Source organism: uncultured Abyssibacter sp. (assembly GCF_964000955.1).
Classification (GTDB): domain Bacteria; phylum Pseudomonadota; class Gammaproteobacteria; order Nevskiales; family OUC007; genus Abyssibacter.
This window is the reverse complement of the sequence record NZ_CAXFCL010000024.1, coordinates 38,151-51,649: the sequence shown is the minus strand read 5'-3', so window position 1 is coordinate 51,649 and position 13,499 is coordinate 38,151. Positions and strand designations below refer to the sequence as shown.

General features: G+C 66.8%; 17 protein-coding genes. 8 read left to right on the top strand and 9 right to left on the bottom strand.

What is annotated here, in order from left to right; all coding sequences use genetic code 11:
- Positions 1-434 (top strand): cob(I)yrinic acid a,c-diamide adenosyltransferase (locus ABNS06_RS01035; RefSeq protein ID WP_348672075.1); only part of this gene is annotated, 434 nt, incomplete at its 5' end.
- On the opposite strand, the gene ABNS06_RS01030 is transcribed toward ABNS06_RS01035, so the two are convergent.
- Genes ABNS06_RS01030 through ampD form a run of 3 tightly spaced genes read right to left on the bottom strand, consistent with a single transcriptional unit; the run spans position 349 to position 2,686 of the window.
- Positions 349-1,203, bottom strand: a complete 855-nt coding sequence (locus ABNS06_RS01030; protein ID WP_348672074.1) for a helical backbone metal receptor — start codon at positions 1,201-1,203, stop codon at positions 349-351. The two genes, ABNS06_RS01035 and ABNS06_RS01030, sit on opposite strands and share 86 nt — an antisense overlap.
- Before the next feature lie 26 nt (positions 1,204-1,229).
- Entirely contained in the window at positions 1,230-2,126 is an 897-nt protein-coding gene (ampE, locus tag ABNS06_RS01025; RefSeq protein WP_348672073.1) for a regulatory signaling modulator protein AmpE, read from the bottom strand.
- On the bottom strand, positions 2,123-2,686 hold the full coding sequence (gene ampD, locus ABNS06_RS01020; RefSeq protein ID WP_348672071.1) for a 1,6-anhydro-N-acetylmuramyl-L-alanine amidase AmpD: 564 nt from the start codon (positions 2,684-2,686) through the stop codon (positions 2,123-2,125). Before ampD ends, ampE begins: the two co-directional genes overlap by 4 nt.
- Positions 2,687-2,853: 167 nt before the next feature.
- Between ampD and ABNS06_RS01015 the strand changes: the two genes are divergently transcribed.
- Together ABNS06_RS01015 and ABNS06_RS01010 are read left to right on the top strand one after the other, a co-directional pair.
- Positions 2,854-5,643 (top strand): pitrilysin family protein, encoded by a 2,790-nt coding sequence (locus tag ABNS06_RS01015; RefSeq protein ID WP_348672069.1) that lies wholly within the window; start codon positions 2,854-2,856, stop codon positions 5,641-5,643.
- A gap of 8 nt (positions 5,644-5,651) precedes the next feature.
- Complete coding sequence (locus ABNS06_RS01010) at positions 5,652-5,990, top strand: hypothetical protein (protein WP_348672068.1); 339 nt, start codon at positions 5,652-5,654, stop codon at positions 5,988-5,990.
- Between the two features lie 21 nt (positions 5,991-6,011).
- On the opposite strand, the gene ABNS06_RS01005 is transcribed toward ABNS06_RS01010, so the two are convergent.
- Both ABNS06_RS01005 and ABNS06_RS01000 read right to left on the bottom strand, forming a co-directional pair.
- Positions 6,012-6,305: a hypothetical protein gene (locus ABNS06_RS01005; protein ID WP_348672067.1), complete on the bottom strand. Its 294-nt coding sequence runs from the start codon at positions 6,303-6,305 to the stop codon at positions 6,012-6,014.
- A 52-nt stretch (positions 6,306-6,357) separates the two neighbouring features.
- Positions 6,358-6,741: a DUF1043 family protein gene (locus ABNS06_RS01000; RefSeq protein ID WP_348672065.1), complete on the bottom strand. Its 384-nt coding sequence runs from the start codon at positions 6,739-6,741 to the stop codon at positions 6,358-6,360.
- Between the two features lie 120 nt (positions 6,742-6,861).
- Here ABNS06_RS01000 and ABNS06_RS00995 point away from each other — a divergent pair, with 120 nt between their 5' ends.
- Genes ABNS06_RS00995 through ABNS06_RS00985 form a run of 3 tightly spaced genes read left to right on the top strand, consistent with a single transcriptional unit; the run spans position 6,862 to position 8,416 of the window.
- Entirely contained in the window at positions 6,862-7,632 is a 771-nt protein-coding gene (locus ABNS06_RS00995; protein WP_348672063.1) for a patatin-like phospholipase family protein, read from the top strand.
- The gene (locus ABNS06_RS00990) at positions 7,629-7,934 is read left to right on the top strand and encodes a DUF2007 domain-containing protein (RefSeq protein ID WP_348672061.1); all 306 of its coding nucleotides are present in this window, start codon (positions 7,629-7,631) and stop codon (positions 7,932-7,934) included. The genes ABNS06_RS00995 and ABNS06_RS00990 overlap by 4 nt, the downstream gene beginning before the upstream one ends.
- On the top strand, positions 7,931-8,416 hold the full coding sequence (locus ABNS06_RS00985) for a tRNA (cytidine(34)-2'-O)-methyltransferase (protein WP_348672059.1): 486 nt from the start codon (positions 7,931-7,933) through the stop codon (positions 8,414-8,416). The genes ABNS06_RS00990 and ABNS06_RS00985 overlap by 4 nt, the downstream gene beginning before the upstream one ends.
- A 24-nt stretch (positions 8,417-8,440) precedes the next feature.
- Here ABNS06_RS00985 and ABNS06_RS00980 read toward each other — a convergent pair whose 3' ends face one another.
- Genes ABNS06_RS00980 through ABNS06_RS00965 form a run of 4 tightly spaced genes read right to left on the bottom strand, consistent with a single transcriptional unit; the run spans position 8,441 to position 10,656 of the window.
- Positions 8,441-9,448 carry an NAD(P)H-dependent glycerol-3-phosphate dehydrogenase gene (locus tag ABNS06_RS00980; RefSeq protein WP_348672057.1) on the bottom strand — a complete coding sequence of 336 codons (1,008 nt, stop codon included), beginning with the start codon at positions 9,446-9,448 and terminating at the stop codon, positions 8,441-8,443.
- A complete protein-coding gene (secB, locus tag ABNS06_RS00975; protein ID WP_348672056.1) occupies positions 9,445-9,912 on the bottom strand; it encodes a protein-export chaperone SecB in 468 nt (155 codons plus the stop codon). The genes ABNS06_RS00980 and secB overlap by 4 nt, the downstream gene beginning before the upstream one ends.
- 55 nt (positions 9,913-9,967) lie before the next feature.
- Positions 9,968-10,228, bottom strand: coding sequence for a glutaredoxin 3 (gene grxC, locus ABNS06_RS00970; RefSeq protein ID WP_348672054.1), 261 nt, complete (start codon positions 10,226-10,228; stop codon positions 9,968-9,970).
- Entirely contained in the window at positions 10,228-10,656 is a 429-nt protein-coding gene (locus ABNS06_RS00965; protein ID WP_348672052.1) for a rhodanese-like domain-containing protein, read from the bottom strand. Before ABNS06_RS00965 ends, grxC begins: the two co-directional genes overlap by 1 nt.
- Positions 10,657-10,830: 174 nt before the next feature.
- Between ABNS06_RS00965 and ABNS06_RS00960 the strand changes: the two genes are divergently transcribed.
- Together ABNS06_RS00960 and ABNS06_RS00955 are read left to right on the top strand one after the other, a co-directional pair.
- Positions 10,831-11,904, top strand: coding sequence for a peptidoglycan DD-metalloendopeptidase family protein (locus tag ABNS06_RS00960; protein WP_348672050.1), 1,074 nt, complete (start codon positions 10,831-10,833; stop codon positions 11,902-11,904).
- A 216-nt stretch (positions 11,905-12,120) separates the two neighbouring features.
- Positions 12,121-13,434 (top strand): S41 family peptidase, encoded by a 1,314-nt coding sequence (locus tag ABNS06_RS00955; protein ID WP_348672049.1) that lies wholly within the window; start codon positions 12,121-12,123, stop codon positions 13,432-13,434.
- Positions 13,435-13,499: the final 65 nt, after the last annotated feature.

Sequence of the window (13,499 nt, the reverse complement as noted above, 5' to 3'; positions counted from 1 at the left end):
GTGACGTGGACGAGCTCAACGCGCTGATCGGAAGCCTGCTGGGCTGCGGCCTGCCCGCACCCCTGGCAGGCGCCCTCGGCCCGGTCCAGCATCAGTTGTTCAATCTGGGCGGCGGGCTGGCGATGCCCGGCGAGAGCCTGCTGGAGCCGTCACATCTCACGGGGCTCGAGCAGGCGGTCACCGCATTGAACGCCGAACTGCCGCCGCTCAAGGACTTCGTGCTGCCCATCGGGCCGCAGACGGTGACGACGGCGCATCTGGCCCGCGCCGTCTGCCGCCGCGCCGAGCGTGCGGTCTGGAAGGTGATCGAAGCGGAGCCGGAGGAACCCCGGGATGCCGCGATCTATCTCAATCGCCTGTCCGATCTGCTGTTCGTGATCGCCCGTCATCTGGCGCGGGATGCGAATCCGCAGGAGACGACCTGGCAGGTTTGACCCGCGCCAGCACGGCGCATACCGCGCGGGCGCCCTGCGCCAGCCGCGGCCCCGGTCGGGCTAGCAGGTCCGGCGAAATCCGCGCCAGCGTGGCATCCAGCACCTGCCGATCGGCCAGCAGGGGTTGCCACGGCGCCGCTCCGTCTTCGCCGCTGTAGAGGATCACGTCGGGCCGCTCGGCCAGCACGGCCTCGCGGCTGACCTGCGGCGCCAGCACCGGAGCATCGGCGAAGATGTTGCGCCCGCCGCAGAGCCGGATCACGTCCGAGGCGGCATGCTCGCCATTGAGCGAATACAGCGGCACGGCGGACACCTGGTAGTAGACACGCAGCGGTTCCTCCGTGACCACGCGCAACGACTCGATCTGTTCGGCGAAGGACCGGGCCGCGGCCTCCGCGGCGGTCGGCGTCCCCAGCAGACGACCGATGTGGCGCAGCGCGTCGGCGACGTCGTTCAGGCGTCGGACATCGACCGCATCCACGCGCAGTCCTAACGCCTCGAGACGGCGAATCTCCGGTTCCGGCGTTCCACCCGCCCAGGCCAGCAGCCGCGTCGGCCGTAGCGCCAGAATCTGTTCATGGTTCAGATTGAAGGCGTCACCGACTACCGGCAGCGACGTGACCTGTGGCGGATAGTCGGAATAGCGGATCACGCCGACCAACTGGTCCCCGGCACCGGCCTCGACCACCAGTTCGGCGAGATGCGGCGCCAGCGTGATCACCCGCTCGGCCGCCCAGGCCGGCACGGCGAACAATACCGCCAGCGCCAACAGGCCGATTCGGCCTCCGAACGCAATCACCCCAGCCAGCCACCGATGGTCGGCAGCGCAAGCAGTGCGAGCAGCACCAGCAGTGCCCGGCCACGCAGGCCCAGCACGGCCTCCAGCGCGGCATCCAGCGAGCGCGGCGCCACCGGTGCATCGCCTTCGTCCTCGACATTCAGCGCACCGACTCCGACCACCGCCAGCTGCCGCCAGGTGTCGGACACCCAGTCCAGTGCGGGTTTCTGCATCACGCGATGCCGCTCGGACAACGCATCGTCGGTACTGCCCGCCAGGGCGTACAACATCTGCGTGATGCGTGCGGGGACCCAGGCCATGATGGCGTGCAGGCGAGTTGCGGGTTCCAGGCTCCTCGGCGACTCGTCCATCAGCGCAAGCACGCGCGGCAGACCCGCCACCAGCCGATACCCCAGGGCGCCGATTGGCCCGAGCACGAAAAACCACATCAGCACGGCGAAACTGCGCTCATGCGCCTGAATGCAGATGGCGGCCACCACGGACCGCCGATCCGCGCCCTGGCAGCTCTGCGTCAGCCGCCCCGGCGTTTCCAGCAAATCCTGCCGGATGCGCTCGGCGTCCTCGGTATCACCGCGCTCCCGGGCCGCGAGCAGGGCACGGACTTCCTCTCCAAGATCGCGAGGTCCCAGGGACAGCAGCAACACCAGCGTCGAGAACACGAACCCCAGCACGCCGTAGACCGCCTCCGCCAGCAGATGCTGCAGCAGACCGGTGACCAGCAGCGCCGGCGCCAGCAACACGATGACCATCAGCGGGGAATTCCAGGTCTTGCGGCTTACCCTGCCATGGACCCAGCGCACATGGCGCTCAAACAGCGCGTGCTCGCGCCAGCCCTGCAGATGGCTGAGCACGCGTTCGAGCAGCAGCGCGAGCACCATGGACAGCAGAATCATGCGGCCTCTCCCTGAATCGACCGCCGATATCTCGCCCAGTCGAAAGCATTCCCCGGATCCGTCTTGCGACCGGGCGCGATATCGCTGTGGCCGACAATCCGATCCTCCGTGATCTCCGGATACGCCACCCGGATCGCCTGCGTCAACTCCGCCAGACGATCGTACTGCGCATCAGCGTAGGGCTGGTCATCCACCCCCTCCAGCTCGATGCCGATGGAAAAGTCGTTGCAGCGCTCGCGGCCACCGAACGTCGAGACGCCCGCGTGCCAGGCACGCCGCGTCGTCGGCACGAACTGAATCAGAGATCCGTCGCGCCGCAGAAGAAAATGCGCGGACACCCTCAACGCGTGAATCTGCGCAAAGTACGGATGCCGCCCGGGATCCAGTCGGTTGGTGAACAGATCGGCGATCCAGGGGCCACCGAACTCACCGGGCGGCAGACTGATGCCGTGAATCACCAGCAAGTCCACGGCCACGCCGGCCGGCCGCGCGTCGCAATTCGGCGAGGGGCAATGCTCGCCCTCATCAATCCACCCGGTCTGTTCGTTCAAGCGCAGCATGTCACGTAGCTTAGCGAGGCCGGCCTGCCTGCACACTTCTCTTTGAGCGCCCGCGCGACACGGACGGGGCTGTTCCGGGGAGAGCACCCGTCGATTCACCCTTGGCGGTGCAAATGGAGCAGTGTTTCCCTAGGCTTGTCGATCCCAGACGACCATCGCCATTGCCCATGCGCCAGATTCTTAGCGCGGCCGCCGCCATCGCTCTACTCGCCGGATGCGCCGCGATCCAGTCTCCCCGACCGGAACCCTCCAAGGCCGCGAAAACCGCGGACACGGCGATTCCGTCACTGGACATCCCCTACAGCGAATTCGTGCTCGACAACGGCCTGCGTGTCGTCATTCACGAAGACCACAAGGCGCCCATCGTCGCCGCCAACCTCTGGTACCACGTGGGCTCCAAGGACGAGGTGCCCGGCAAGACCGGGTTCGCCCATTTGTTCGAACACCTGATGTTCAACGGCTCGGAGCACCACGACGACGAGTTCTTCCGACCGCTGGAGAACGTCGGCGCCACCGGCCTCAACGGCACCACGAACGTCGACCGGACGAATTATTTCGGCACGGTGCCCGCGCCGGCGCTCGATCTGCTGCTGTGGCTGGAGTCCGACCGGATGGGGCATCTGCTCGGCGCGATCACGCAGGACAAGCTCGACGAGCAGCGCGAAGTCGTCAAGAACGAAAAACGCCAGGGCGAGAACCAGCCCTACGGCAAGGTCTGGGACACCATCGTCCGCTCCACCTACCCGGAGGGTCACCCCTACAGCTGGTCGACGATTGGCTCCATGGATGACCTGGAAGCCGCCTCGCTGGACGACGTGCATCAATGGTTCCGCAGCTACTACGGCCCCAACAACGCGACGCTGGTGGTCGCCGGCGATGTCGACACCGCCGCCGCCCTGGAGCGGGTGAAGCACTTTTTCGGCGGCATCGAACCCGGACCGCCCGTCTCGCGCCGCACCCAGTGGATCGCGAAGATGGAGGGAGAGCGGCGCGAGGTGCTGATGGACAACGTGCCCCAGCAGCGCATCTACAAGATCTGGAACGTCCCCGGCGTCAACACCCGCGCGGTCGAGGAACTGGATCTGTTCAGCGACGTGCTGGGCAACGGCAAGAACAGTCGCCTCTACCAGCGCCTGGTCTACGAGGATCAGATCGCCACGGGCGTCAGCGCCGGACTGTGGCCCAAGGAACTGGGCTCGCAGTTCATCATCAGCGCCACCGTCCGGCCGGGCGGTGACGCCGAAGCGGTCGAAGCCGCGCTCGACGAGGAACTGGCCCGTCTGATCGAGACCGGCCCGACGGCCGACGAGCTCGAACGTGTCCGCGCTCGGGTTGGCGCGGCCTTCATTCGCGGCGCCGAACGCGTGGGCGGCAGCTCCGGCAAGTCCGGCATCCTCGCCCGTTCCACCGTATTCGGTGGTTCCCCGGACGCCTACAAGCGTTATCTGGACGTCGTGGAGACCGCCACGGCGACCGACCTGCAGCGGGTCGGCCGACAGTGGCTCACCGATGGCGTCTATGTGCTGACCGTACAGCCGATGCAGGAGCTGGCGGCCGACGCCGACGCGGTAGACCGCAGCCGGCTCCCGACCACCGGCACGCCACCGGACCTGCGACTGCCCGCCGTCGAGGAAACCACGCTGAGCAGCGGCATGCGCGTGCTGCTGGCCCGGCGCGACGCGGTCCCGCTGGTCGAATTGCGGCTGCTGTTCGATGCCGGCTATGCCGCCGACCAGACCGCCCGACCCGGCACCGCATCAATGACCATGGCCATGCTCGACGAGGGAACCGCGCGACGCGACGCGCTGGGCCTGTCGGCGGAGCTGGAGCGCCTGGGCGCGAATCTGTCGGCCGGATCCAACGTGGACCAGTGCCATGTCAGCCTGTCCGCCCTCACGCCGCAACTCGATACCGCCATGGATGTCATGGCCGATGTGGTCCGCTCGCCGGCCTTTCCCCAGGAGGAACTCGACCGGATCAAGCCCCGCTGGCTGGCCGGCATTCAGCAGGAAAAGACGCGCCCGAACTCCCTCGCGTTCCGCCTGCTGCCACCGCTGCTCTATGGTGAGGATCACGCGTATTCTCAGCCGCTGACGGGTTCCGGAACCGAAACCGCGATCTCGGCACTGACCAGGGATGATCTGGTGCGCTTCCACCAGCGCTGGATCCGGCCGGAGCAGGCGACGCTAATCGCGGTCGGCGACATCGACATGGCGACGCTCAAGCCCATGCTGGAACGTCACTTCGGTGACTGGACACCCAGCGGTGACGCGGCACCCGCGAAGTCGCTGACCACGGTCGAACGTCCCGCGCAGCCCAAGGTCTTCCTGATCGACAAGCCACACGCCGAGCAATCCGTGGTGCTGGCCGGCGAGCTGATCCCCGGACGTGGTGACGTGGACGAGGCCGCCCTGCGAGCGATGAACGCGATGCTCGGTGGCAACTTCACCGCGCGGCTCAACATGAACCTGCGCGAGGACAAGGGCTGGTCCTACGGCGCCAGCAGCTTCGTGCCATCCACGGCCGCGCAACGCCCGCTGATTCTGTTCGCGCCGGTGCAAACCGATCGAACCGCCGAAGCGATGGAGGAAATCCTGCGTGAGGCGAAGACCTTCGGGGCGGATCGACCAGTGTCGGCGGAGGAACTAGCCGCCGCGAAGAACGGACTGACGCTGGAGCTGCCGGGTTCCAACGAAACCAGCGGACAGGTCGCGAGCACGCTGGCCGAGTCGGTGCGATTCGGCCTCGATCCGCGCTGGTACGAACAATTCGTCTCCCGCGTGCAGGCGCTGGACACCGCGACCGTCGACACGCTGGCGCAAACGCTGATCGCTCCGGAATCACTGACCTGGGTGATCATCGGCGATCTCGATGTCATCGAGGCGGATGTTCGCGCGCTAGGCCTGGGCCCGGTTCAGGTGCTGGACGTGGACGGCCAGCCCGTCGCGACCCCCTGACCGACCGCATGTTGCTGACCCTGGTCACCGCCTGCGTGGCGATCGCCGCTCTGGGCGGACTGGCGCTCGTCCTGGTCGCGGAAACCAGCTCGCGTCGCTGGATCATCCGCTGGACGCACGCCGCGTTCGGCGTGGTCGCGCTGGTCGGCGTCTTCGCCGGCGCGCATGACGCCGGCATCGCGGCGCAGGGACCGACGATCGGTTTGCTGGGATTCGCCACCGCCAGCGGGGGCCTGCTGTTTCGTCAGCGCACCCGGGCGGGCGCCACCACCCGACCCGCCCGGCTCACGCACGCGGCGCTGGGCCTCGCCAGTCTCGGACTGTTGATCGGGATCGGCTGGCACTGAGGGCACCGGCCGCGCGGTCGTTCAGTCCGATTCGCCCAGCGGTCGCGTGAAGGTGAACTGCGCCGGCTTCACGACCAGCGTGTCCGCGGCATCCAGCGGCGACTTGCCCTGAATGGCGGAAAACGGCACCGACAGCACGAACAGCCCCGCACCCGCGACCGTGGTGACCAGTCCCAGCGGGCGGACGATCAGCAAATCGAAGGTGATGGCACCGGCGGACGGTTCTTCATGCGGAGCGGAGGCACTGCCCGCCGAAGCGGTGGTGACACTCAAACTCAGTGCGGCGGCAAACAGTACGGCGATCCAGCGTCTCATGGCTCACTCCCTGCTGAGGATGGCTCGACGGTAGGTCGCCGACAGTCCGGAGTCAATCGGCGCTGGGCTCATCCCGGCGCGGCCTGGCGGCCGGCACTGCACCGTGCGGCCCGGGCTCCTGCTCGGGACTCTCATCCTCGTGGGTAAGCGCCCGCGAGGCGGACAGAGGCATGTCACCGGCACCGAAACGCCGCGCGCCTTCCGCCAGATGGGCGTAGACATCCTGATAACCAGTCGCCAGATGATCCATCAGCGTCGCGGTTTCGCGCAGATGGGCTTCCATCTCCCGCTTCAGGGCGGCCTGCGCGTCGGCACTGTTCTTCAACGCCTGACGATCACGCGACACGCTGCCACGACCGATGGCGAAACCGAGCGCCCCTCCGATCAGCAGTCCGAGAAACAGGGCAACCAGGCTGATTTCAGGTCCGAACTCCATCGGGCAGTCTCCATCTGCAAACGGGCATTCTTGTCTGTCGGCACACCGGGTCAGACCATCTCTGGCGCCCGGTGTTTCCGTGGGAACCGCGGTTTTTCGCGGCCCGTTACAATCGAGTCGATGCAGCATAACAAGCCTTCCCCGACGCTCGCCGACTGGCTGGCCCTGGCCCCCTTCGGGCTCACGCTATCGTCCGGATTCTTCGGCTTTTTCGCCCATGCCGGCGTGGTACACGCGCTGGAGGAGCGGCAGTTGCGGCCGGCGCGCATCAGTGGTTCCAGCGCCGGCGCGCTCATCGGCGCCAGCTGGGCGGCCGGGCTGACACCATCGGCGATCTCCGAGCGCCTGCTGGGCATCCGCAAGCAGGATTTCTGGGACCCGTTTCCGGGGCCAGGGCTGATCCGCGGCCGGCGCTTCGAACGTCTGCTGGATGAATGGCTGCCGGTGCGAACCTTCGCGGACTGCCGCATCCCCCTCGCCGTCTCCGTGTACGACGTCATCGGGCGACGCACCCGGGTGGTCGATTCCGGCCCGCTGTCTCGCGCGATCCGGGCATCCTGCGCGGTCCCGCTGATGTTTCATCCGGTGTGGATGCGCGGTCGGCCCTACCTGGACGGCGGCGTGCTCGACCGGCCGGGCCTGGTCGGCATGACCGCGGATCGCGTGCTCTACCACCACCTGTCCTCGCGCTCGCCCTGGCGCGCGGCGGACGGCGCGCAAACTGTGATCCCGGAGCGGCCCGGCCTGCTCGCGCTGACCTTCGACGACCTTCCGCGCGTCGGCCCGGATGCGCTGGACCAGGGCGTCGAGGCCTACCACGTCGCGCTGAACCTGACCCGCGAGGCGCTGGACCAGCCCGCGCCCGCCCACGTACTGCGGCTGAGCGCATGAAGTGCGTCTACGAGGCCTCCGATCCGGTCAACGCCGAGATCGTCAAGGATTACCTGGCCTCCTGGGGCATGGATGTGTTCATCCAGGGCGTATTCGGCTGGGGCGGGCGCGGCGACCTGCCCGCGAACGCCTACCCGCAGGTCTGCGTCGCCCGTGATGCGGATGCCGGGCGAGCCCGCGATCTGATCCGGATGTGGGAGCGCGGCGAGGACCCACGGCCACCCTGGACCTGTGTCGACTGCGGCGAACGCATGGACGGCCAGTTCTCGGACTGCTGGCGCTGCGGCGCGGAAAAACCGTGACTGACACGCCGGCGGCGCAGTTAGCCATTGCCCTGTTCGAACCGGAGATACCACCCAATACCGGCAACGTGATCCGGCTTTGCGCCAACCTCGGCGCCGAGCTGCATCTGGTCGAGCCGCTGGGATTCGAAATGGACGATCGCCGGCTGCGGCGCGCGGGACTGGACTATCACGAATTCGCGCCAGTGAAACGCCACGCCAACCTCGACGCACTGCTGGCCGATCAGGGCCATCGGCGCTGGCTGCCCTGCTCCACCCGCGGCGCGCGGCGCTACGACCAGGTGCGTTACGACACCAACGACCTGCTGATCTTCGGACCCGAAACCCGCGGGCTGCCGCAGGCCGTGCTCGACGCCCAGCCCGCTACGCAACGCCTGCGCATTCCGATGCGCCCGGACAATCGCAGCCTCAATCTGTCGAACGCCGTGGCGGTGATCGCCTACGAGGCCTGGCGCCAGCTCGGATTCGCGGGCGGCGGCTGAGCCAGGACCTGTTGACGGGGCCTACTACTCCGTCTCGGCGCGCTGCGGCCGTGACGACAGGCTCAACACGGCGGCCACCGGCGCCACGCCTTCGTAGAGCACCTGATAGACCTGTTCGGTGATCGGCATCTCGATACCCAGCGAGCGCGCCAGCTCGCGCACCTCGCGGGTGACACGGTAGCCCTCGACCACCTGCCCGATCGCCTCCATCGCCTCGTCCACCGACTCGCCCCGAGCCAGCGCCAGGCCAAAGCGTCGATTGCGTGACTGGTTGTCGGTACAGGTGAGCACCAGATCGCCCATGCCGGACAAACCCATCAGGGTTTCCGAGCGCGCGCCCAGCGCCTCACCCAACCGACTCATCTCCACCAGACCACGCGTAATCAGCGCGGCACGGGTATTGGCGCCCAGATTCAGACCGTCGGCGATGCCGACACCGATCGCCAGCACGTTCTTGACCGCGCCGCCGATCTGCACGCCAACGATGTCATCGGTGGTGTAGGCCCGGAATCCGGCGCCGTGCAGCGCTTCAGCGAAGGCCTCGGCGACCTCGATCGGGCTTGCGCCGATGCTCACCGCGCTGGGCATGCCCTGGCCGATTTCCCTGGCGAAGGTCGGACCGGAAATCACCGCCAGCGGCCAGGACTCGCCCAGCACCTCGGCGATGACATCCAGCGGCAGCTTGCAGCTCTCCGGCTCCAGGCCCTTGGCGGCACAGGCCACCGGCACCTGGTCGCCGATATGCGCGCCGATCGCGGTACAGGTTTCGCGCAGGGCGTGACTGGGCACGGCGACGATCACCGCATCGGCACCGTCCAGCGCCTGCTTCAGATCGGACAGCGGGCGCAGCGACTCCGGAAACGGACAACCGGGCAGATAGCGCTCATTGAGCCGCTCGGCATCCATCTGCGCCATGGCGTCGGCATTGCGCCCCCACAACCGCGTCGGATGCCCCTGTCGGGCGACCTGAATCGCCAGCGCGGTGCCATAACTGCCGGCGCCGATGACCGCGATGGTGGCCGGCTCACTCAATGTCGCGTCCCGTCTTCGCCCTTCTCCGCGCTCTGCGCCAGATGCTGCTGGTAGATGGCGTCGAAGTTCACCGGCTGAAGCAGCATCTGCGGGAAGCCGCCGCGCTGCACGAAGTCGTTGACCGCCTCACGGACGAACGGAAACAGCACGTTCGGGCAATAGGCGCCGAGGATGGCGCGACGCTCGGCGTCGTCGGCAATGCCCTGCAGCACGAAAATCCCGGCCTGCTGGATCTCGCAGATGTAGGCGACCTCCTCGCCCACCTTCGTCGTCGCCGTCACGGTCAGTGTGACCTGATAGGTTTCGCCCTCCACACGCTGCACCGCGGTGTTGATGGACAGGTCCACCTGCGGCTCCCATTTGCGCGTGAAAATCTGTGGCGCCTTCGGCACCTCCAGCGAGGCGTCGTGAATGAACACCTTCTGCATGACGACCTGCTTGCCGCCTGCCTGTTCCTCTGCCACCTGTTTCTCCGTCGTCGGTTTGCCCGCCCGGTGTCGGGCGGAACGTTGTCTGAAATCAGCCCTGTTGCTGCAAGACGCGCGTCAGCTCGCCGCTCGCATCCATCGCGTGCAAGTCGTCGCAGCCACCCACATGCGTCTCGCCAATGAAGATCTGCGGCACCGTGTGACGCCCTGCGCGCCGGGTCATCGCCCGCCGGGTGTCCGGATCCTCGTCCACCGCGATCTCGTCGAACGCCAGGCCGCGCGCCTGAAGCAGCCGTTTGGCCATCAGGCAGTAAGGGCAGTAGCGTGTCGTGTAGATCTCGATGCGAGGCATTATCTCGCCTTGGAAACGGGCAGCCCGGCTCCCTGCCATGCGTTGAGACCGCCGCGCAGCGGGAAGACCTCGTCCCAGCCCTGCTTCATCAGCTTTTCGCGCGCGGCGCCGGCCGCGGTGCCAATCGCGCAGTAGAGCAACACGGGCTTGGATTTGTACTTCGCCAGCTCCTTCTCGGCCTCGCCAATCCGGGACATCGGCAGATTCACCGCGCCGATGATATGCCCCTTGCGGTAGTCAGACTGAGAGCGCACGTCGACGATCACGGGCTCGCGATCGTTGATCAGCCGCACCGCGTCGGCCGGCGAAAGCTTGTGGCCGGAACGCAACGAAATCGCGATTTCGTTGCCGATCACCGCCACGAGCACGACAATGAGCGCGGTCGTCAGGACCGGATGCCGGGCCAGGAAGTCGAGTATCAGGTCCATACGTCAGGGATCGGACTGGATTGGGGAAGGGCGTTCGTGCAAAGCACACGATTATCGCATTGGGGCGCCATCGGTAGAAGGCCGGGATTCGTCGCGCGCGTCATTTGGGGCGTCGGGCTGCTGACTGCGGCAGCTCTGGCCTCTCCGGTTTTCGCGGAGCCCGACGGCGATCGCATGGAGCAGACGACGGCGGAACTGGAGCGCGTCCGCGCCCGCCTCCAGGCGCTGAAGAAGGAAGTCGACCGTGACCGTTCACGCCGCGGCAAGCTGTTCCGCGAGCTTGAGGCCACCGAGACCAGGATCGGCGAGCTGAGCCAGACGCTGACGACACTGCAAGGCGACATCAACTCGGCGGAATCCCGCATGCAGCGCACACGCCGCTCGCGCGATCAGGCGCTCAAGGACGTGGAGCGCGAGCGCGAGACGCTCAAGCACCAGATTCGCGCGGCCTACCAGATCGGCCGCCAGGGCCGGACCAAGTTGCTGCTCAACCAGGAAGACCCCGCCGCGATCGGTCGCGTGCTGACCTACTACGACTACCTGGCCAAGGCCCGCAGCGAGCGGATTCAGTCCTTCACCACCGCCGCCAAGGCATTGCGCAAGCTCGAGGACCAGCTCGCCGGCGAAATCCGCTCGCTGGAAGCCCTGTTCGCCAAGCGCAAACGATCGCTGGATGCCCTGGAGGAGACGCGCGAGCAACGGGAACAGGCCGTGGCCACGCTGGAATCGAAGATTCGCGACTCCGTACTGGAAGTCGAACAACTGGAGGCCGACGAGCAACAGCTGCGGGATCTGCTCGCCAGCCTCGAGGACGTGCTCGCCGACATCCCGCTGGTGCTGGACGACGACGAGCCAATCACCCAGCGCAAGGGTGCGGTGGACTGGCCGCTGCGCGGACGGTTGCTGGCCGGATTCGGCCAGCCCAAGGCCGGCAATATTCGCTGGAAGGGACTCTGGATCGCCGCCGACGAAGGCGACCCGGTCAAGGCCGTGGCGAGCGGCCGCGTCGCCTATGTCGGCTGGATGCACCGCTACGGCGTGCTCGTGGTACTCGAACACGACGATGGCTGGTATTCGCTCTACGGACACAACCAGACCGCCTATGTGCAAATCGGCGAATGGGTGCGCAGCGGTGAAGCCGTCAGCGCCGCCGGAAACAGCGGCGGACACCGCGAGAGCGGCGTTTATTTCGAACTGCGCAAGGGGCAACGGGCCGTCGACCCGATTGGCTGGTTGGCCTCGCGTTGAACAAGGCGCGGGCTCAGATGGTCTGATCCTTCGGACACGCCCGGCCAACGCCGGTCGGGCGGCACCGACCATCAGGCGGTTGGGCCTGATCAGGCATAGGCCTTGCCTGATCAAAGCCCCCAGAATGACCCTGCCCCTTCACGGGGCTGTACTATGATGCGGAGAAGGTCGGGACACACCGCGACATCCCTCCCGACCCACGGAGATCACAACAGCATGAACAACACCGTCAAGACCGCTCTGCTGCTCTGCACGGGCGCGGTGGTCGGCATATCCATGACCTTCACGCAGGGCGTGTTTGCCGGGCGCGAGACCGCCTCCGAACTGCCGCTGTCCGAGTTGCAGACCTTCGTCGAGATTCTGAACCGGGTTCAGCAGGACTACGTCGAACAGATCGACGACGACGCGCTGCTCGAATCCGCCATCCGCGGCATGCTCTCCGGTCTGGATCCGCATTCGGCGTATCTGGATGCGCAGGAATTCAAGGACATCACCATCTCGACCTCCGGCAAGTTCGGCGGTCTGGGTATCGAGGTCCAGGGACAGAACGGCTTCGTCCGTGTCATCGCCCCCATCGACGACACACCGGCCCAGCGCGCCGGCGTGGAAGCGGGCGACCTGATCATCAAGGTCAACGACACGGCGGTGAAGGGCCTGACACTCAACGAGTCCGTACGACTGATGCGCGGCGAACCCGGCACCAAGGTCACGCTGGAGGTGGTCCGCCAAGGCGAACCCCAGCCGCTGGAAATCGACATCGTCCGCGACATCATCGAAGTACGCAGCGTGCGTTCACGCATGCTTGAGCCCAACTACGGCTACGTGCGGATTTCCACCTTCACCGGTGGTACCGGCCGCCTGCTGGAAGAGGAAATCCAGAAGCTGCGGGAGAAGAACGAGACCGCGCTGCGCGGACTGGTGCTCGACCTGCGGACCAATCCCGGTGGTGTCCTGAACGCCGCGGTGGATGTCTCCGACGCCTTCCTGAACAAGGGCAAGATCGTCTCGATCAAGGGGCGCAGCGATCAGGCCAACCGCACCTTCAACGCCACGCCGGGCGACCTGCTCGACGGCGTGCCGATCGTCGTGCTGATCAACGAGGCCTCCGCGTCGGCATCGGAAATCGTCGCTGGCGCATTGCAGGACCACAGCCGCGCCGTGCTCGTCGGCGCCAAGACCTTCGGCAAGGGCTCGGTACAGACCATCGTGCCGCTCAAGAACGACGCCGCGATCAAGCTGACCACGGCCCGTTACTACACGCCGTCCGGTCGCTCGATCCAGGCCGAAGGCATCAACCCGGACATTGCCATCGAGCGCGTCAAGGTCGAGAAGCGTGATGGCCCGAAAGCCATCACCGAGGCCGATCTCGCTGGCCGTCTCGATAACGACCAGCTGAAGGATCTGCTCGAAGCCGACGATGAAGAGGGCGGGATCAAGAGCGACCCCAACCTCGCCGAGAACGACTTCGGCCTGTTCGAGGCGCTGAACATTCTCAAGGGTCTGTCGATTCTCGAGCAGGCCAGACGCTAGACTTCGCAGCCGAACGCCTCGCCGCCGCCCCGCGGCGGGGCGTTTTCGCGACACCGGGGCCAGGG

Excerpts from the sequence above, each read along its gene's own strand:
- ampE (WP_348672073.1), bottom strand. The coding sequence starts at position 2,126 with ATGATTCTGCTGTCCATGGTGCTCGCGCTGCTGCTCGAACGCGTGCTC.
- ampD (WP_348672071.1), bottom strand. The coding sequence starts at position 2,686 with ATGCTGCGCTTGAACGAACAGACCGGGTGGATTGATGAGGGCGAGCAT.
- ABNS06_RS01015 (WP_348672069.1), top strand. The coding sequence starts at position 2,854 with ATGCGCCAGATTCTTAGCGCGGCCGCCGCCATCGCTCTACTCGCCGGA.
- ABNS06_RS01010 (WP_348672068.1), top strand. The coding sequence starts at position 5,652 with ATGTTGCTGACCCTGGTCACCGCCTGCGTGGCGATCGCCGCTCTGGGC.
- ABNS06_RS01005 (WP_348672067.1), bottom strand. The coding sequence starts at position 6,305 with ATGAGACGCTGGATCGCCGTACTGTTTGCCGCCGCACTGAGTTTGAGT.
- ABNS06_RS01000 (WP_348672065.1), bottom strand. The coding sequence starts at position 6,741 with ATGGAGTTCGGACCTGAAATCAGCCTGGTTGCCCTGTTTCTCGGACTG.
- ABNS06_RS00995 (WP_348672063.1), top strand. The coding sequence starts at position 6,862 with ATGCAGCATAACAAGCCTTCCCCGACGCTCGCCGACTGGCTGGCCCTG.
- ABNS06_RS00990 (WP_348672061.1), top strand. The coding sequence starts at position 7,629 with ATGAAGTGCGTCTACGAGGCCTCCGATCCGGTCAACGCCGAGATCGTC.
- grxC (WP_348672054.1), bottom strand. The coding sequence starts at position 10,228 with ATGCCTCGCATCGAGATCTACACGACACGCTACTGCCCTTACTGCCTG.
- ABNS06_RS00965 (WP_348672052.1), bottom strand. The coding sequence starts at position 10,656 with ATGGACCTGATACTCGACTTCCTGGCCCGGCATCCGGTCCTGACGACC.
- ABNS06_RS00960 (WP_348672050.1), top strand. The coding sequence starts at position 10,831 with ATGGAGCAGACGACGGCGGAACTGGAGCGCGTCCGCGCCCGCCTCCAG.
- ABNS06_RS00955 (WP_348672049.1), top strand. The coding sequence starts at position 12,121 with ATGAACAACACCGTCAAGACCGCTCTGCTGCTCTGCACGGGCGCGGTG.